General features: G+C 58.1%; 18 protein-coding genes and 1 tRNA gene. 12 read left to right on the plus strand and 7 right to left on the minus strand.

Translation table 11 applies throughout. The features are described from left to right. Window positions 1-82: 82 nt before the first annotated feature. Entirely contained in the window at window positions 83-733 is a 651-nt protein-coding gene (gene rnt / locus ACWJKU_RS17970; RefSeq protein ID WP_454144543.1) for a ribonuclease T, read from the plus strand. Here rnt and grxD read toward each other — a convergent pair. Next, window positions 722-1,057: a Grx4 family monothiol glutaredoxin gene (gene grxD, locus ACWJKU_RS17975; protein ID WP_454144545.1), complete on the minus strand. Its 336-nt coding sequence runs from the start codon at window positions 1,055-1,057 to the stop codon at window positions 722-724. The two genes, rnt and grxD, sit on opposite strands and share 12 nt — an antisense overlap. Before the next feature lie 228 nt (window positions 1,058-1,285). Between grxD and ACWJKU_RS17980 the strand changes: the two genes are divergently transcribed. Together ACWJKU_RS17980 and ACWJKU_RS17985 are read left to right on the plus strand one after the other, a co-directional pair. Continuing rightward, window positions 1,286-2,311 (plus strand): isocitrate/isopropylmalate dehydrogenase family protein, encoded by a 1,026-nt coding sequence (locus ACWJKU_RS17980; protein ID WP_454144547.1) that lies wholly within the window; start codon window positions 1,286-1,288, stop codon window positions 2,309-2,311. 187 nt (window positions 2,312-2,498) lie between these two features. After that, window positions 2,499-2,574: transfer RNA gene (locus tag ACWJKU_RS17985), tRNA-Glu, on the plus strand. 336 nt (window positions 2,575-2,910) lie between these two features. On the opposite strand, the gene ACWJKU_RS17990 is transcribed toward ACWJKU_RS17985, so the two are convergent. The 4 genes from ACWJKU_RS17990 to ACWJKU_RS18005 form a co-directional block, all read right to left on the minus strand. Beyond that, window positions 2,911-4,758, minus strand: coding sequence for a sulfatase-like hydrolase/transferase (locus ACWJKU_RS17990; protein WP_454144549.1), 1,848 nt, complete (start codon window positions 4,756-4,758; stop codon window positions 2,911-2,913). A gap of 1,009 nt (window positions 4,759-5,767) precedes the next feature. Continuing rightward, complete coding sequence (locus ACWJKU_RS17995) at window positions 5,768-6,340, minus strand: hypothetical protein (RefSeq protein WP_454144551.1); 573 nt, start codon at window positions 6,338-6,340, stop codon at window positions 5,768-5,770. A gap of 317 nt (window positions 6,341-6,657) precedes the next feature. Beyond that, window positions 6,658-6,846 carry a hypothetical protein gene (locus ACWJKU_RS18000; protein WP_454144552.1) on the minus strand — a complete coding sequence of 63 codons (189 nt, stop codon included), beginning with the start codon at window positions 6,844-6,846 and terminating at the stop codon, window positions 6,658-6,660. 393 nt (window positions 6,847-7,239) lie between these two features. Then, window positions 7,240-7,908 (minus strand): MlaC/ttg2D family ABC transporter substrate-binding protein, encoded by a 669-nt coding sequence (locus ACWJKU_RS18005; RefSeq protein ID WP_454144554.1) that lies wholly within the window; start codon window positions 7,906-7,908, stop codon window positions 7,240-7,242. Window positions 7,909-8,275: 367 nt separating this feature from the next. Here ACWJKU_RS18005 and ACWJKU_RS18010 point away from each other — a divergent pair, with 367 nt between their 5' ends. From ACWJKU_RS18010 to nfi, 8 genes are all read left to right on the plus strand, one after another. Beyond that, window positions 8,276-8,647: a hypothetical protein gene (locus ACWJKU_RS18010; protein ID WP_454144556.1), complete on the plus strand. Its 372-nt coding sequence runs from the start codon at window positions 8,276-8,278 to the stop codon at window positions 8,645-8,647. A gap of 170 nt (window positions 8,648-8,817) precedes the next feature. Further along, entirely contained in the window at window positions 8,818-9,204 is a 387-nt protein-coding gene (gcvH, locus tag ACWJKU_RS18015; protein WP_454144558.1) for a glycine cleavage system protein GcvH, read from the plus strand. A gap of 97 nt (window positions 9,205-9,301) precedes the next feature. After that, a complete protein-coding gene (gcvPA, locus tag ACWJKU_RS18020) occupies window positions 9,302-10,663 on the plus strand; it encodes an aminomethyl-transferring glycine dehydrogenase subunit GcvPA (RefSeq protein ID WP_454144560.1) in 1,362 nt (453 codons plus the stop codon). A 19-nt stretch (window positions 10,664-10,682) separates the two neighbouring features. Continuing rightward, the gene (gcvPB, locus tag ACWJKU_RS18025; protein ID WP_454144562.1) at window positions 10,683-12,131 is read left to right on the plus strand and encodes an aminomethyl-transferring glycine dehydrogenase subunit GcvPB; all 1,449 of its coding nucleotides are present in this window, start codon (window positions 10,683-10,685) and stop codon (window positions 12,129-12,131) included. 8 nt (window positions 12,132-12,139) lie between these two features. After that, window positions 12,140-12,502 carry a diacylglycerol kinase gene (locus ACWJKU_RS18030; protein ID WP_454144564.1) on the plus strand — a complete coding sequence of 121 codons (363 nt, stop codon included), beginning with the start codon at window positions 12,140-12,142 and terminating at the stop codon, window positions 12,500-12,502. A gap of 21 nt (window positions 12,503-12,523) precedes the next feature. After that, on the plus strand, window positions 12,524-13,456 hold the full coding sequence (locus ACWJKU_RS18035; RefSeq protein ID WP_454144566.1) for a carbohydrate kinase family protein: 933 nt from the start codon (window positions 12,524-12,526) through the stop codon (window positions 13,454-13,456). A 5-nt stretch (window positions 13,457-13,461) separates the two neighbouring features. Continuing rightward, window positions 13,462-14,256: a nucleoside triphosphate pyrophosphohydrolase gene (gene mazG / locus ACWJKU_RS18040; RefSeq protein ID WP_454148186.1), complete on the plus strand. Its 795-nt coding sequence runs from the start codon at window positions 13,462-13,464 to the stop codon at window positions 14,254-14,256. Window positions 14,257-14,322: 66 nt separating this feature from the next. Beyond that, window positions 14,323-15,027: a deoxyribonuclease V gene (nfi, locus tag ACWJKU_RS18045; RefSeq protein ID WP_454144568.1), complete on the plus strand. Its 705-nt coding sequence runs from the start codon at window positions 14,323-14,325 to the stop codon at window positions 15,025-15,027. A 131-nt stretch (window positions 15,028-15,158) separates the two neighbouring features. Here nfi and ACWJKU_RS18050 read toward each other — a convergent pair whose 3' ends face one another. Then, window positions 15,159-15,389, minus strand: coding sequence for an acetyltransferase (locus tag ACWJKU_RS18050; RefSeq protein ID WP_454144570.1), 231 nt, complete (start codon window positions 15,387-15,389; stop codon window positions 15,159-15,161). Window positions 15,390-15,502: 113 nt separating this feature from the next. Further along, window positions 15,503-15,703 (minus strand): hypothetical protein, encoded by a 201-nt coding sequence (locus ACWJKU_RS18055; RefSeq protein ID WP_454144571.1) that lies wholly within the window; start codon window positions 15,701-15,703, stop codon window positions 15,503-15,505. Window positions 15,704-15,900: 197 nt separating this feature from the next. Here ACWJKU_RS18055 and ACWJKU_RS18060 point away from each other — a divergent pair, with 197 nt between their 5' ends. Continuing rightward, entirely contained in the window at window positions 15,901-16,236 is a 336-nt protein-coding gene (locus ACWJKU_RS18060) for a hypothetical protein (RefSeq protein WP_454144573.1), read from the plus strand. Window positions 16,237-16,429: the final 193 nt, after the last annotated feature.

Consider the following 16,429-nt stretch of genomic DNA (forward strand, 5'->3'; position numbering starts at 1 on the left):
TCTGGCATGAACTTAAATTCGAGCTAACGGGAAAATATAATGGGCTTGCAAAGCGTAGTCGAGAAAAAAATGCACTCAAATAATGCCTAATCAAGACCTTCCCTGCATGGCGCGCCGCTTTCGCGGCTATTTGCCCGTCATCGTCGACATCGAAACCTCGGGTTTAAGCCCGTCGGAGCATGCACTGCTGGAAATTGCCGTGGTCATTCCCGAAATGAACAGCCACGGCCATCTGCACATCCTTGAGACCCATTCCAGCCATATCAAGCCGTTTCCAGGCGCACGCATCGATCCTGCGGCCCTGAGTTTCAACAAAATCGATCCCTACCACCCGCTCCGGCTGGCGGTGGATGAAAAAGAAGCGCTCTCGAAGATTTTTCAGCCTATTCGCGCCGCTATCAGACGCACCGAATGCAGCCGTGCGATCTTGGTCGGGCACAATCCCGCATTCGATATCGGCTTTTTGAACGCTGCGGTGGCGCGGTGCGGAATCAAACGGAATCCGTTTCATCCGTTCAGCACCTTCGACACCGCTACTTTAGGCGGTCTGGTTTACGGCCAGACCGTGCTGGCGAAGGCCGTGCAAGCGGCAGGGTTCGAGTGGAACAACGACGAGGCGCATTCCGCAATCTACGACGCCGAGCAGACTGCACGTCTGTTCTGCACGATCGTGAACCGCTGGAAAGATCTGGTGACGATCGAGAAAGGTAGCCCGGACGAATTATTCCGATGAATCCGCCGGTGTCGAAGCCGCTTCGCGGAGCCGTTTCTGCAACTCGCCGCTTTCAAACAGTTCCAGCATGATGTCGCTTCCGCCGATCAGTTCGCCGTTGATGTAAAGCTGCGGAAACGTCGGCCATTGAGAAAAGATCTTCAGGCCTTCCCGCAGATCCGGGTCTTCAAAGATGTTCACATAGGCATACTCGACTCCGCAGTGCTCCAGGATTTGCACCGCCCGCCCCGAAAAGCCGCACTGCGGAAAGTCGGGAGAGCCCTTCATGTAAAGGATTACCGGATTCTCGGTGAGTTGTTTCTTGATGCGTTCTGTAACGTCCATACCGACTATCCCGTTAAAAAGTGGATCAAATACCTTAGTAAATTTATCAGAAACTATCGCCGCTCGAAAGGCCGGTCGCCGATCCGTCCGAGGACGAAGGACATCTTTCCGGATTCGCCTTCGTCGCCGGATCCCGCCGACCTTCTTTCGCTTAAATTTTATCGTTTACTGTTGGATAATCCGCCCTAGCCCAATCATTTCATGACTCAAAAGTAAGGAATTCTCTGCATGCATCAGATTACCCTCATTCCCGGGGACGGTATCGGCCCATCCATCGTTGACGCGGCAGTCGGCGTGATCGAGGCAACCGGTGTAAAAATCCACTGGGAACGGCAATCGGCCGGCATGGCGGCCGTCGAGAAATGCGCCAATCCTCTGCCCGATGCGACGATCGAGTCGATTCGGAAAAATCGTATTTGCTTTAAAGGCCCGCTCACCACGCCGGTCGGCGGCGGCTACCGAAGCGTCAACGTAGCCCTGCGCCAGGCATTCAACTTGTATGCGAACGTCCGTCCGGCCATTTCCTTCGAAGGCACCGCCACGCCGTTTCAAAACGTTAATCTGGTGACCGTACGCGAGAATACCGAGGGTCTGTACGCCGGCATCGAGCATTTCATCAAGGTCGATGCGGAAAAGATCGCGGCCGAAAGTATCGCGGTCATCACCAAAAAAGGCTCCGAAAGGATCATCGACTATGCCTTTCAATATGCCCGCAAAGCCAAGCGCAAGAAAGTAACTCTGGTACACAAGGCCAACATCCTCAAGTGCACCTCCGGATTGTTTTTGGAAATCGGCCGGGAAATCGCCAAAGCCTATCCCGAAATCGAATTCGAAGACAAAATCGTCGACGCATGCTCCATGCAAATGGTCATGAAGCCCGAAGTTTTCGATGTGATCGTCACCACCAACTTGTTCGGGGACATTCTCTCTGACTTGGCGGCAGGACTCATCGGCGGCCTGGGGCTCACTGCGGGCGCGAACATCGGTACCGATGCCGCCTTGTTCGAAGCCGTGCACGGCAGCGCTCCGGACATTGCCGACAAAGGCATCGCCAACCCGACCGCGATGATTCTGGCAGGCGCCACGATGCTTGAACATATCGGAGAATTGCAGGCGGCCCGGAACATCGAACAAGCCGTTCGGAAGGTGATCCGCGAGGGCAAGATCGTGACGCCCGACCTGAACAAGAATTCGCCTTACGGCACCCAGCACATGGCCGATGCCATCATCCGCGAGGTTATCGAGAGTCACTGATCGGAAGCACTGCTTTCTTGAGGAGGCATTCCGCCGCAGTCCGTAAAATCGATGTCGCAAGACCGGCCCCATGCCCGGCGCGCATGGGGCCAAAAGCAAACGGAGACTGCTACTTGAGACGAAGAGAGAATTAAATTGGGATTGCTCAAATAGTCATCTCGCGGTAATGTATCCGTCTTCCCGTTACGTCCCCATCGTCTAGCGGCCTAGGACTCCGCCCTCTCACGGCGGCAACAGGGGTTCGAACCCCCTTGGGGACGCCATATAAGCCAGTGATTTACCGATAATATCTCGGCCCGTATTACGGCAAAGCCGGCGCTCGGGAATGATCCGGCGATTCCGTGCAGCACATCGGACGAGCAAGCCAAGCTCAAAACACCGTGTCTGTGGTCGCTGCCGCCGGCATCCGCTGTACGCCTTCCCGCAACAGTTCCGTCAGGGCACCGACTCCGATCGCCGATGCCCCTGGGTTCTTCAGCGAAATGCTCTTGTCTTCATGTATGGCGCATTCGCTCTTTTCAACAGAAATCGATGGCCCCGAGGATCATCAAGAATACGCCGCCTCCTTCATCCCCTCATCCACAACTTTCGAGCGTGGCTCATAGGCCGATGACCAGACCAGTGTCGTGAACCCCCAATTGGTTCGCGATCCCCTCATACACGAGGTATTTGAGGCGCGCCCGAGTTTGCGCGCGGCCGTACGGCGAAGGCAGCGGGGCCTGCAATTCGTTGGGGATGATGTCGGTCAGCAGCCGATTAAGCATCTTCTGGACGCGGGGGTCGTCCGGAGTGTTCTCTGTTTCCGCGCGACCGCCCGCGGTGGCGTAATCGTAAAATTCGAGTTCGATCGAGCTCTGGTCGATTGTCGTCGTCTGGGGTTGCCAGCGGGAGTAGACGCCGAGTTTTGCGTTCTTGGTGATAAGCCCGAGGACGTGAGGTGGCGAGTCGTTGAAGTTGTATCTCGGCGCGAGCTCATCGAAGGTAAATAGCACATAAGGGCGCCCCGGCGCATGGGCCGACTTCAGGAGCGGAATCATATCGTGACGCCGTCCGTACAGCCCCCGCAGGCCGCGGGTGATCCAGTGTCGGCTGCCGTTATGAGCCAGGCTCACCAGCATCGGGACCAGGTCGACCGACGAGGCGAGCTGATCGCGGACGGTGTCGATGTCGCCGGCGAATTGGCCCGTCGGATCGGCGACGATCAGCGGCACGTTGACGATCTCTTGATAGCAGGTGCCCATCTTGTCCGAGGTAAAGCCGTGGGCGCCGGCGTAATCGCCGTGGTCGGCGGTAAACACGATAATGGTGTTATCAGCGACCGCAGAAGGCAGAGCGTCGAGCACCGTTCCGATGTGGACGTCGACCTGACTCATGACTTGAGTGTAGAGGTCGAGACCCCGCTGCCAATAGCTGTAAGGGGCGAATGCCATGCTAAATTTGCCTGCCGGCACGTCCGGATAGCGCGCGGTCGTGAACTTCCTCTGCTTGGGGTCGTCGCTAATTCCTCCCCAGTTGGCCGCCGTGAAAAGGCGCCAGAAGGTCTGGGTCGATGGCTTGTTCGCTTTAACCTGATCCGCCGATTCCCAGTTCGGAGGAATCGGGGGATATCCGAATGAGGGCGGGTCTCTGAGCGGGTTTTGGCCCCAGGAGATATCCTTCGCCAAATCCTCATCCGCCCAGTTGACGAGCGGCGGAAATTTGCCTGACGGAAAGAGCGCGGCGTAAGTCTTATACTCGGTGCCGGCCCAGAACCATGCCTTGTCGTGCGGGTTGACGAAACCGACCGTCAGGCACCAGGGGCTCTCCCCGGCAGTCCGCTTGCTGAGCCAGTTGGCCGCCTGGTTCGCGATGTATTGGTCGCTATGGAAATCGGGCTCGTATCCCACGGTACCCTGGAGGTTGGCGCCGGTGGGATCGGGATAGATCATGTCATCGAAACCATAGGCCGCAAGCCCATCCCCTCCATCCTCCGGCGCTTTGGGCACCGATATGTGCCATTTCCCGAAATACGGCGTCCGATATCCGGCTCGCTTCAGCAACGAACCGTAAGTCGGGAAGCCGGGATCGAGCACCGGTTGCAAGGCCCCACCCGGAAGTCCCGGAAAATTCCTTATCGTTTGGGTCACCCAGTTCTGCTGGGAATAGAGGCCGGTGGTAAAAACCCCGCGCGATGGGCTGCAGGCGGCGGATGCCGTGTAATAGTTGGCAAACTTGACGCCTCTCCGCCACAGCTTATGGGTGTTCGGCATAAATTTGGCCAGAAACTCACCGACATTGTTGATGCCGGACGGAAATACCGTCGGAAAGCGCATTTCGTCGACGTGGATGAACAGGATATTGGGCGGACCATTGGGCGGCGTGGCGGCCGAGCTTCGCTTTCCGATCAGGTTGACGCCTGCGAGCGCGCCGGCGGCCAGGGATGAGGATATGAATTTTCTTCGTTTCATAGATGCCTCCTTGCGCATCCGGCAGTTGGATTATGCGTCTACTCCCTTAGCGACAGTTTCAGTAGCCAAACGGCGTGTGATCCTTGTAGGCCAATACATCCATAGGACTCGTATTGCACAACTTCCGGCGATCCTGCATGTGGTGAATGCGGGTGATCTTTTCCGTCTGCTCGCCGCTGAGTTTCAGTCGATCGTCAAGACTCCGCCACCCGCTTCATGGATCACCTCCTGCGTGAGCGGTTTCCCCTCGATCATTGATAGGCGCCCGCTCCGGGCCTGTCTTCCTTTTTCGTCAAAGCGGCGACACGGACCCGTTCTGACTGTTAGACCGTATCGGCACGCGATTGCGTCAACGTTGCGATCAATCCCCAAAAAACCGACCCAGGCGAAACTCAGCCGGGCTGCCGAGGGAAGGCGAAGCATTTGGATTGCGCCAGTTCATCATGACAATCATGCGCACCTATTGGTCGTCAGAGAACTCTGGGACTGCGGGCCGCCTTTCCAGCCGTTATTTCGCGATGCGTCTGATTTCAGGACGAAAAGAGTGTCGCTTCGCGGGGCATGATCGACGCCCTGCTGGATTTTTGCCGAAAGTCGAGCATTTTCGATGAGCCGGGTGAGCGATGCGCTGGAACATCTTAGGGCGGAGAAAGCATGGGATGGTATCGTGCCGGAGCCGGCTTTGTCCGGTCGGATAAATGCAGCGATAGGGGTGCAGGACAGGTTTTTATTTAAGAATGGAATAACGATCAGTATTTTTAATATTTCCTGTAATAAAAGCTGTCGCCTAAAATTTTTACGGCACGTTGTTTACTCTCCTCTTAACCTCACTTGCAGCCTCGGTTTACCGGGGCTTTTTTTCACCCTGATCGGACGTTTCCCGGATCGAGCCGACAGGCACTCCAGATTTAGGCCGATGTACGATCGGGCGCGCAGATCGGTCGACGTCGGCAACCGGCGGCGCGCCGAGCACCGCCAGCAGCCTTCTCGATCGATCAGGGGGAAGCGCTTAAATCTGTTGCGCCACGGTCACGCAGAGGTTGGTCGGATTTTGCTTTGCATCCAATACGGGCTTGATGGTGAAGGTCACCAGATTCTCCACGCCCGCATCGCCAAGATCGGCCACCGGAATGCCTTCGATCTTGATTTTGGTGCCTTTGATGGACCAGGCATAATTGGCATCGAAGGCGGTATTGTTTCCGGAGTTCTCCAGATCCACTTCGAGCGTGGCTCCGGGGCAAGCCGCGGTGGGTTGCTTCAGATCCAGCACATGCGTATGAAAGCCGCTTTTAGGATCTTCGTGCGAGCTGTCGTGTATCGGCAAATGGGTCACCAGGACTGCGACATTGTTGGTACCGTCGGTCAAGATGCCATAGCCGAACGCGCCGGCCTTGCCGTCCATCGGTACCGCTTCCGACGTTTCTATTTCCACGTCGAGAACTTTGCCCTTGCCTTTGCTTTCCCATTCGACTTCCGCTTCTTTGACATTCAGGTAACCGGGCGTTTCGGCCCAACCGGAGATGGGCGCGAGGATGCACGACGCCAAGATACCGGGCAGGGCCATTGATTTTATAGTTTTCATCGAGAGGTCTCCTTTATCAACGATTAGAACTTTAGGTGCCGAATACGTCTCGTGCACCCGCATGGATAATAAGATCGACTCGATAATATTTCTAGCGCCCATTACGACGCTTCTGCCCGTGATCCGCCACGGATTGCTTATTAAGCCATTGATTTGGAAAAATTTTATGGATCATCGGGCGTTATCGTAAATACAGCATGAATGCCGGGCATGATCCTCTAACCGCCGGTCCGGCGCCGGTGAAACATTGCCTTTTCGTTCGGAAACAACAAAGACCGGGAACGCTGGAATTGCGGAGGATATGTCGGCGTGAACGGCTATTTCCGCCACGAATCCCGATCCGTTCGCTCGCTGACGGCGAATACGTGCCTGTCCTGATCGAACCCGCTCTCGGCAATGCCCAGGCGTGATTCGGCTATCGCCTTGGCTTCAAGGCTGGTTGCCGCTTCTACTTTGATGATCTCGGTGCAGCCGTCGCGATAGAGGTAAACGTCGTAAATATTCATGATGCGGAAAAAGCGGATGAATCCTGGGAAAAGGACTTGAAGCCGCTTTTTCTTCTCGAGGATTTTTCCGCGAATCACGCCGGAAAACAAAAAGCGGACGCTTCTCTGCCCACCGATCGAGACGGTAGAGAAAATCGAAATTTGATGCTGTGAAAAATTACCCAAGAATACGCTCGCGCGTTGCGGAACGCGCGATGTCGGGGATTTCGGCCGGACGCCGATCTTTGCCGCCTTTCGGGACTTCGAAAGTCCCGAAAGCATCGCAAAAAGCGGCGCAAGCATGCGAGATCGGTTCGGCGACGGTGCGCCGCCCATGAACCGGCAACCGGTCGCCGCCGGGTCAGATGTCCCTCATTGGCGACACGGCGAGGACTCGGATTTTGTAAACGGACGCTAGCTGGCCGGCGAGCGAGTCGCTCCGTTGATCGAGGCTTTCGATCCGGCGGCGTTGTGCCTGGCCAGTTCCTGGATGACGTTGTCCAACGAGCCGGTCCGAGCGATATCGTCGCTGAAGGTCGTGCGATAGTTTTGCACCAGGCTGATGCCTTCGATCAACACGTCGTAGACCTTCCACTCGCCGTTGGCATCGATCATGCGGTAGTCCACGGCGACCGGCTTGGCGCCGGACTGGAGGATCTCGGTCCGGATCACGGCCTTTTTGTCCTCGAGCGGGGTCTGGAGCGGCAAATAGCGGATGTTCCAGTCCTTATATTCGGTAAATGCCGCCGTGTAGGTGCGGATGAGCAGCATGCGGAACTCGTTCTTGAAGCGTTCCCGCTGCTCGGGGGTGGCGGTTCGCCAGTGCTTGCCGAGAATGAGCATCGCTGCGCGGTCTACATCGACGTGGGGCTCCAGAATCTCCTTGACGATCCGCGTCGCCTTGGGAATATCGAGTTTATAGCCATTTTCCCGCAGAGCCTGTTTCACCGCATTGGAGGTCTCCTGGATGACTTGCTGAGGCGGGAGCAGAGTTTCCGCAGGGGCGAGAACCGGAAGGAACCCAAGAAAAATCCAGCATAATGCCAAAGCGGCTTTACTGTTTGATTTACATTGAAAAGTCATCGGTCAGCTCTTAAAGATAAGGTATGTGAAAACGCGCACGCTCGGCGGGCGTTCCGAAGATTTCGGGCGGCACGCCGTTTTCCGGGGTTCGAAGTCCAAAACGGGCATTAATGATACCGCCTTCTCGATACGGCGGTAATGGTCCTGTTTTTCCATAATGCCTGTCCGGTTCGTCATGGCTGAAAATCTTTTTAAACCAGCGATTTACAGGCACTTACCATGCCAACTCTTTTCGGCTGCGGGCTTTAACGGTACGACCGAATCGCGAAGGAAATAACCCTGGCATCAATGATCTTTTGGTAACGGCGGGGTCTAAAAGAGTATCGAAACCGTGACGCCGGCCGATGATATGCCGGCGGTGTCATTTATGAATTTCCGTCCGAAATCCCGTCGAATTTTCCGGATCCTGTTGTTCGCCTTGGTCGGTGCGCTAACGAGCGGCTGCGGCGCGGGTTTCAATTACCGCATAGGTATCGGTGCGGGATATCCGCGCTATTACGACCGGTACGATTACTATCCTTACGGTTATTTTTATGGATTCGGCGCCCACCCTTACAGATACGGACGACCCTATGGCTATGACCGGCATTTTTATGGGTTCGATCCTTATTATCGCCCTTACTGGGACAGGCGGCCCTATCGCTTCGATGAGCCGCACCGCCATTGGGACAAGCGGCCTTATGGTTCCGGTCAGCCGTTTCGTAGTCCTCGTCCTCATTATTATCGTTACCGGCGTTAGCCGGGCGGCGTGCAAGGCCGTGCTTTGGGCTTGCGTAAACCATCGGCTTTTCCGTGCAATCATCGCCGGAAATCGATGATCCGTTTGCTCTCCCTTTACCATCGCTGAGTTTTCCCGTAATTTGACCGCAGTTGTCGGTTATTTTTGGCGAACAGGAGCAGGGTAGGACGATGAGCAGACTGCCGGACGATTTGAAATATGCAAAAACCCATGAATGGGCGAAGCCGGAGGCGAGCGGGAATGTGCGCGTGGGCGTTTCCGATTATGCCCAGGAACAACTGGGCGACGTGGTTTACGTCGAACTGCCGGACGTCGGCCGCCGGGTCAAGGCCGGCGAAGCGTGCGCCGTGGTCGAATCGGTGAAAGCGGCTTCGGATATCTATAGTCCGGTATCCGGGGAAATCGTCGAGGTCAACGCGTCGTTATCGGATGCTCCGGAAGCGATCAACCAAGATTCTTATGCCGCCTGGCTATTCTGCGTCAAGGCCGACGATCTCTCCGAACTAAACGCCCTTCTGGATGCCGAAGCGTACAAGGCGGACGCCGGGGCCGATTAGCGGGGTGCGGACTTTGCCCCGACCTTAGCCTTCCTTCCGGCGGCGATGCCGCCGGCTTGCAGCCGAGGCAGGAATAACCGAAAAGCGATCCCTTGCCATGCCATTCATTCCTCACACCGAAGACGATGTCCGCGAGATGCTCGCCGCGCTCGGCGCGGCGTCGATAGACGAGCTTTTCGACGAGATACCGGCGGAATTGCGTTGCGGCGCGCTCGATCTCCCGCCCGCCTCGAGGGAGATGGAGATTGCGTGTCTGATGCGCGCGCGGGCCGGCCAGAACCGTCCGCTTCTCTGCTTCGCCGGCGCCGGAGCTTACGAGCACCACATCCCGGCCGCGGTCTGGGCGGTGACCGGCCGGGGCGAGTTTTACAGCGCCTACACGCCCTATCAGGCGGAAGCGAGCCAGGGCACGCTGCAAGTGCTCTATGAATACCAGAGCATGATGGCGCGCCTCACCGCCATGGATGTATCGAACGCTTCGCTCTACGACGGCGCGACCAGCCTCGCGGAAGCCGTGCTGATGGCGGTGCGAACGAACCGGAAATCGCACTCGCGCCGCATCCTGATGCCGAAAACCGTACACCCCTTTTACCGTCGAGTGGTGGAGAGCATCGTCGGCAGCCAGGCGCTGGAATTGGTCGAATTGCCCTACGACGCCGAGACCGGACGTATCGATCCGGCCGCTCTGGAAATCCATGCGGGAACGGACATCGCCGCCTTGGTCGTTCCTCAGGTCAATTTCTTCGGCATACTCGAAGCCGCCGACGAACTGACCGATTGGGCCAATGCCAACGGCGCCGTCGCCATCGCGTTGGTCAATCCCGTGGCGCTGGCTCTGCTCAAGCCGCCGGGCGCATGGGGGCAAGAGGGCGCCGACATCGTTTGCGGCGACGGTCAGCCTTTGGGCATCCCCTTGTCCGGCGGCGGACCGTATTTCGGATTCATGTGCTGCCGCAAGGAACACCTGCACCAAATGCCCGGGCGCCTGGTGGGCCGTACCGTCGATGCGGACGGCAAGCCCGGTTTCACGCTCACGCTCCAGGCGCGCGAGCAGCATATCCGGCGCGGCCGGGCGACCTCCAACATCTGCACCAACCAGGGCTTGATGGTCACGGCGGCAACCATCTATATGGCGCTCCTGGGGCCGGAAGGTCTGAGACGGGTGGCGCTGCAATCCCATCGAAATACGCTGAGCCTGATGGATGGCTTGGCGGCTATCGACGGCGTCGAGCAGGTTTTTTCGGGGCCTTTCTTCCACGAAGCGGTTTTCCGCACGCCAAGGCCCGCCCGGGAGATCATGGACGGCCTGGCGGAACGGGGTATTCTCGGCGGCTACGCGCTTACCGGGGATTATCCGGAACTCGGCGAAGCCATTCTGGTGTGCGTCACGGAGATGCGCACCCGGGAAGATATCGAATCGTACGTGCGGGAAACGGCGTCGCTGGTGAGTCATGGCTGAAGAAATCGGAGCCGACAGAATGCTGATTTTCGATCGTTCGCGCCCGGGGCGCGCCGCCCGCGCCCAGTTGCTTCCGGAAACCGGTGAATCTCCGGTCATTCCCGACCATCTGCTGCGCAAGACGCCCCCGGCCTTGCCCGAGGTCTCCGAACTCGACGCCGTTCGCCATTACACCCGCCTGTCCCAGCAAAATTTTTCCATCGACACCCAGTTTTATCCCTTGGGCTCCTGCACCATGAAGTACAACCCCAAGATTTGCCACGAGCTGGCGAGTCTTGCCGGGTTTTTGAACGCCCATCCACTCGGACTGGAGCGGGCCGGGCAAGGAACTCTGGCCTGTTTGTACGAGCTCCAGGAGATGCTCGCGGAAATCACCGGCATGGCCGGAGTTTCGCTGGCTTGCGCGGCGGGCGCTCAGGGCGAATTCGCCGGCGTCGCCATGATCCGCGCGTACCACGCTTCGCGGGGCGATTCGGCACGCACCGAAATGCTGGTGCCCGACGCCGCGCACGGCACCAATCCCGCTTCCGCGGCCATGGGCGGTTTCCGGGTGCGGGAGGTCGCCACCGATCCCGACGGCAACGTGGACGTCGCCACCCTCGAACAGGCCGTGGGTCCGCAGACGGCCGGCATCATGCTCACCAACCCCTCGACTCTCGGGGTATTCGACCAATACATTCAAACCATTGCCGACATCGTCCACCGGGCCGGCGGGCTGCTCTATTACGACGGCGCCAATCTGAACGCCATCGCCGGCAAAGTGCGCCCCGGCGACATGGGCTTCGACGTCATTCATCTCAATCTCCACAAGACGTTCTCGACGCCCCACGGCGGCGGCGGGCCGGGCGCGGGCCCGGTGGGCGTGAACGACAGGCTGCTGCCGTTCCTGCCCTTGCCCGTCGTCGCCAAGGACGGGCCGCGCTATCGCATGCTGACCGGAACCGAGCGGCCGCACAGCATCGGTCATTTGGTCACTTTCACGGGCAACGTCGGCGTTCTGCTGCGCGCTTATGCTTACATCCGAATGCTCGGATATGAGGGCCTCGAGCGGGTAGCGGAATTCTCGACGCTGAACGCCAATTATCTGCTCAAAAAACTGGTCGAAGCCGGCTTCGAACCCGCGTTTCCGCAACGCCGCGCCGCCCATGAATTCATCATCACGCTGAAACGGCTGGCCAAAGAGCGCCATGTCACGGCGCTGGATTTCGCCAAGCGCCTGCTGGATTACGGCTTCCATGCGCCGACGGTGTACTTTCCGCTCTTGATCCCCGAGTGTCTTCTCATCGAGCCGACCGAGACGGAAAGCAAGGAAACTTTGGACGCTTTTATCGAGGCCATGACCGCGATTCTGAAAGAAGCGGAAACCGAACCGGATCGGCTCAAGAGCGCGCCCCGTTCGCTGCCGGTGCGCCGTCTGGACGAAGTCCGGGCGGCGCGGCGTCCCGATCTCGCCTACCCATCCGAATAAAGATCCTCATGGCTGGACAAACCCTCACGGGCATGGCCCGCGTTTATGCGGCATTCACCAATTCGATAGCCGGCCTCCGTGCGGCCTGGCTGAACGAAGAGGCGTTCCGGCAGGAATGCCTGCTGGTTCTCGCCGGCGTTCCTTTGGGACTATGGATGGGGCGGGACGGCATCGAACGCGCGCTTCTGGTCGGCGTGTTGCTGAATGTCCTCATCGTCGAATTATTGAACAGCGCCGTCGAAGCGACCGTCGACCGCATCGGCCCCGAACGGCACGAATTGTCCGGTCGCGCCAAGGACATCGGGTCGGCGGCCGTGTTTTTCTCGCTGGTTCTTGCCGGCGCGGTCTGGTTACTGATTTTGATTCGATAGGAAAAAAGGTAGAAAAAAAGAATGACAGCGTTAATTTGCGGCTCCGTAGCTTACGACACCATCATGGTGTTTCAGGACCGATTCAAGCACCACATCCTGCCGGAGCAGGTTCATATCCTGAACGTTTCGTTCCTGGTTCCGGAACTCCGCCGCGAATACGGCGGCTGCGCCGGCAACATCGCTTACAATCTCAAGCTTCTGGGCGCCGATCCGCTGCCCATGGCCACGGTGGGAAAAGATTTCACGCCTTACGCGCAATGGCTGGGCTATTGCGGCATCAGCCTCGAATTCATCAAGGTTCTGGACGACAGCTATACGGCCCAGGCGTATATCACCACCGACATGGACGACAACCAGATCACCGCTTTCCATCCGGGAGCGATGTCGTTTTCCCACCTGAACCGCGTGCCCGCGAACGGCGGCATCCGCATCGGCATCGTGGCGCCGGACGGCAAGGATGGCATGATTCAGCATGCCGCCCAGTTCGCCGAAGCCGGCATCCCGTTCATCTTCGACCCCGGCCAGGGCATGCCGATGTTCGACGGACAGGAACTCCTGAATTTCGTCGATCTGGCGAACTGGGTGACCCTGAACGATTACGAAGCCCAACTCATGCAGGACCGCACCGGCCTTGCGCCCGAAGAACTCGCGCAACGCGTCGAAGCGTTGATCGTCACCAAGGGTGCGCAGGGCTCGTTGATCTATACCAACGGCATCTGCCACGAAATACCGCCGGCAAAACCGAACGCGGTGCTCGATCCGACCGGTTGCGGCGACGCTTACCGCGCCGGGTTGATCTACGGCCTTTTGCAAGAATTCGACTGGCCCGCCATCGGCCGCATCGCTTCGCTGATGGGCGCAATGAAGGTCGAAACCAAAGGCACCCAAAATCACAGCTTCACCATGCAAACGTTCAGGGAGCGCTATCGGGAAAATTTCGGCCCCGAGTTCTGATGGAAATGAAGAATACCCGACGGCTGCTGGACATCATGGCGCGCTTGCGCCATCCCGAAACGGGGTGTCCCTGGGACTTGCAGCAGGATTTCGCGAGTCTCGTGCCGTATACCCTGGAAGAGGCCTACGAAGTCGCCGATGCGGCGGAGCGCGGCGATGTCGAGGATTTGCGCGAGGAGCTGGGCGACCTGCTGTTGCAGGTCGTTTTTCATTCGCGGATCGCCGAGGAGCGCGGCTTGTTTACGTTCGAGGACGTCGCCGATGCCATCGGCCAAAAGCTGATACGCCGCCATCCCCATGTTTTCGGAGCAACCGTATTCGAGACCGATGCCGAAAGGCATGAATATTGGGAATCGTCCAAAGTTGCCGAGCGCCGGGAAAAAGGCAAAACGACGAACGATGACGGCGTGTTGAGCGGAATCGCGGCGAATCTGCCGGCGCTCATGGCCGCGCAGAAATTGCAAAAGCGGGCCGCGCGGCACGGCTTCGATTGGACCGAAATAGAGCCGGTTTTCGACAAGGTCAGGGAAGAGTTGGACGAACTGCAAGCCGCCCGGGCAACGGGCGACCAAAGCCATATCCGCGAGGAAGTCGGCGATTTGCTGTTCGTCATCGTCAATCTGGCCCGGCACCTCGAAGTCGACGCCGAGACGGCGCTTCGGGACGGCAACCGGAAGTTCGTTCGCCGTTTCCGCTACATCGAAAAGCAACTGGCGGCGCGAGGAAAGACCCTGGCCGAATCCACTCTGGCCGAGCTGGACGCCTTATGGGACGAGGCCAAACGAAGTTTGTCCGATTAGGCGTGTAGATTCCGGATTGGTATAAACTCAGGTTTGCAGGTCGGCAATCCCTTGCCGGCCAACCTGATGACGAAGTCGAAAGGCCTCTCCACCAAACGGACATCGAAGTTGAAGCTACGACACGAACATCCCTGGGACGTTACGCCGCAACAGGCCATCGCCATCCAGAACCGGCTGCGGGACCTGGTCAGCTTGCGGGACGATTTGCCGGAGAACGTCCGATGCGTGGCCGGGGTGGACGTTGGCTTCGAAGAAAGGGGAGCCGTCACGCGGGCAGCCGTGGCGAAGTTGAATTTCCCCGGGCTGGAGCCGATCGATAGCGCGGTCGCAAGGCGGACTACTTCTTTTCCTTATATCCCCGGTCTTTTGTCTTTTCGGGAAATTCCGGCGATTTTGGATGCCCTCGACGCTCTGCGGGAGCTGCCGGACCTGATTTTGGTCGATGGCCAAGGTTACGCGCATCCCCGCCGTCTGGGCATAGCCTGTCATTTGGGCGTACTCACCGCTATCCCGACGATAGGCGTCGGCAAGACCCGGCTCGTGGGCGCTCACGCGGACGTCCCGGACCAGCGCGGTGCCTGGGTTCCCCTCATGGACAAAGGAGAAACGATCGGCGCCGTGCTGAGAACGCGGCAGGGCGTCAAGCCGATTTACGTATCGCCCGGCCACCGTATCGCATTGCCGACGGCCGTCGAATGGGTGATGCGCTGTACCGGGCGTTACCGCTTACCCGAAACGACGCGGCACGCGCACCGCCTCGCTTCGGGCTGACGGCCCGGAATCCGCGGCTGCTCCGGTATCATTCTATGAAACGGCAGTTGACCGCTTGGATGGGGTAGAAACGCCTCATGGATTCCGACCATCCTCTCTTCTACCGATTTCACCGCCCGTTTCCGGGATTATTACGGTTTGCTTGCGGGGAGTTCCTTGTCCCGATAATGAACGTCCTTCCAGCAGACCGGAAGCTCTTCGCCGGACGGGAATGTCAATTCGGTCTTGGGGAATTTTTCCGGGTCTTGCATCTCCTCGCCCCAATGCAAGCGTCCGACCACGTTTTTGTGCGTCGGATTGACCAGATCGTTGAGGCTGAGGACCTCAATCAAATGTCCGTTCTTTTTCAGTTTCAGAAACATGGCATGTGTCTCCTCTGATGGAACCGCTTCGTTAAAGGTCCGCTACCTCATATTAGACCACTCACCCGGACCGATTCCAGCGCCATGTCGAGTTTTTATGTTGAAGCCCGATATCAGCCGGAACGCTTGCCGCCGGAAAGGGATGCAAGGCTCCAATAAACGAACTGCGTCAAAACGACGCCCGCCCCGAAACCGCCGACGAAAAATTCCGAGGCATGGTGCTGCATGGTGGCCGCCAGAAACTTTCCGGTAAAAAATCCGACCACCAGCGCCGAACCAATCCGTAACCGTCTAAAAATTTCTTCTGTACTCATATAGTTATATCAACTCGTAAAACGTAAGGCAGGAGATCGTCGGCGCCGCCCCGAGAAAAGCGAACCCGACTACCCGTCCAGTTTACCGAAGATGTCCGGCATCCCCGAAGACGATAACCAGGGTATCCGATCGGCTGAACTTCATCGGCCATGAAAATATCTTAATAACTAGCGACCGATGAAACGGGCTTATCAAAATGAGGGCTTCCGACGATTACATTCTGAGCGAGTTGACAGCCTGGTTTCGCCAGCGGCTGGACGAACTGAGCATCCGCTTCGACGACGAGCCGTTCAACTACGAAGCCAACACGGCCTACGACATCGCTTTTTATCGCCTTTTGGCGGAAGCCCGGGATGCCTGGCTGGCACGTCACGGCTACACGCCGACGCCGGGACAGCTCACCAAAGCCTTCTTCAATGCCGAGTTCGAACGCTCGCGCGAAAATCGCCTTGCCAGGCGCAATTGGCTATCGCGCGCCATTTGCCGGTTGTTTCCTTCCAAAGCGTCTCGAAAGCCGTTCCACGCCAAATAATTTCCGCTCAAAATCTCTCCCGTTCTTCCGGGACACCCTTTCCGCATAAGATTCTCGCCCAGGCTCGGCACTCGGCCGAACGGCTTTGAACAGGGCAAGGAGTCGCCTTGCCCGTTCCCGTCTGCCGAGCTACGACCGTTCGTCGGGCAAATCCTACCGGTTATCGGTTTCCGCCGATGCAGCGAAAAAGTGC

It is taken from the genome of Methylocaldum sp. MU1018 (assembly GCF_053646775.1).

What these genes read in the sequence shown, in the direction of transcription:
- ACWJKU_RS18010 (WP_454144556.1), top strand. Translation starts at nt 8,276, where the DNA reads ATGAATTTCCGTCCGAAATCCCGTCGAATTTTCCGGATCCTGTTGTTC.
- mazG (WP_454148186.1), top strand. Translation starts at nt 13,462, where the DNA reads ATGAAGAATACCCGACGGCTGCTGGACATCATGGCGCGCTTGCGCCAT.
- ACWJKU_RS17990 (WP_454144549.1), bottom strand. Translation starts at nt 4,758, where the DNA reads ATGAAACGAAGAAAATTCATATCCTCATCCCTGGCCGCCGGCGCGCTC.
- ACWJKU_RS18035 (WP_454144566.1), top strand. Translation starts at nt 12,524, where the DNA reads ATGACAGCGTTAATTTGCGGCTCCGTAGCTTACGACACCATCATGGTG.
- ACWJKU_RS17995 (WP_454144551.1), bottom strand. Translation starts at nt 6,340, where the DNA reads ATGAAAACTATAAAATCAATGGCCCTGCCCGGTATCTTGGCGTCGTGC.
- gcvH (WP_454144558.1), top strand. Translation starts at nt 8,818, where the DNA reads ATGAGCAGACTGCCGGACGATTTGAAATATGCAAAAACCCATGAATGG.
- ACWJKU_RS18060 (WP_454144573.1), top strand. Translation starts at nt 15,901, where the DNA reads ATGAGGGCTTCCGACGATTACATTCTGAGCGAGTTGACAGCCTGGTTT.
- nfi (WP_454144568.1), top strand. Translation starts at nt 14,323, where the DNA reads ATGACGAAGTCGAAAGGCCTCTCCACCAAACGGACATCGAAGTTGAAG.
- gcvPA (WP_454144560.1), top strand. Translation starts at nt 9,302, where the DNA reads ATGCCATTCATTCCTCACACCGAAGACGATGTCCGCGAGATGCTCGCC.
- ACWJKU_RS18055 (WP_454144571.1), bottom strand. Translation starts at nt 15,703, where the DNA reads ATGAGTACAGAAGAAATTTTTAGACGGTTACGGATTGGTTCGGCGCTG.
- ACWJKU_RS18005 (WP_454144554.1), bottom strand. Translation starts at nt 7,908, where the DNA reads ATGACTTTTCAATGTAAATCAAACAGTAAAGCCGCTTTGGCATTATGC.
- ACWJKU_RS18050 (WP_454144570.1), bottom strand. Translation starts at nt 15,389, where the DNA reads ATGTTTCTGAAACTGAAAAAGAACGGACATTTGATTGAGGTCCTCAGC.
- ACWJKU_RS18030 (WP_454144564.1), top strand. Translation starts at nt 12,140, where the DNA reads ATGGCTGGACAAACCCTCACGGGCATGGCCCGCGTTTATGCGGCATTC.
- ACWJKU_RS18000 (WP_454144552.1), bottom strand. Translation starts at nt 6,846, where the DNA reads ATGAATATTTACGACGTTTACCTCTATCGCGACGGCTGCACCGAGATC.
- gcvPB (WP_454144562.1), top strand. Translation starts at nt 10,683, where the DNA reads ATGCTGATTTTCGATCGTTCGCGCCCGGGGCGCGCCGCCCGCGCCCAG.
- grxD (WP_454144545.1), bottom strand. Translation starts at nt 1,057, where the DNA reads ATGGACGTTACAGAACGCATCAAGAAACAACTCACCGAGAATCCGGTA.
- rnt (WP_454144543.1), top strand. Translation starts at nt 83, where the DNA reads ATGCCTAATCAAGACCTTCCCTGCATGGCGCGCCGCTTTCGCGGCTAT.
- ACWJKU_RS17980 (WP_454144547.1), top strand. Translation starts at nt 1,286, where the DNA reads ATGCATCAGATTACCCTCATTCCCGGGGACGGTATCGGCCCATCCATC.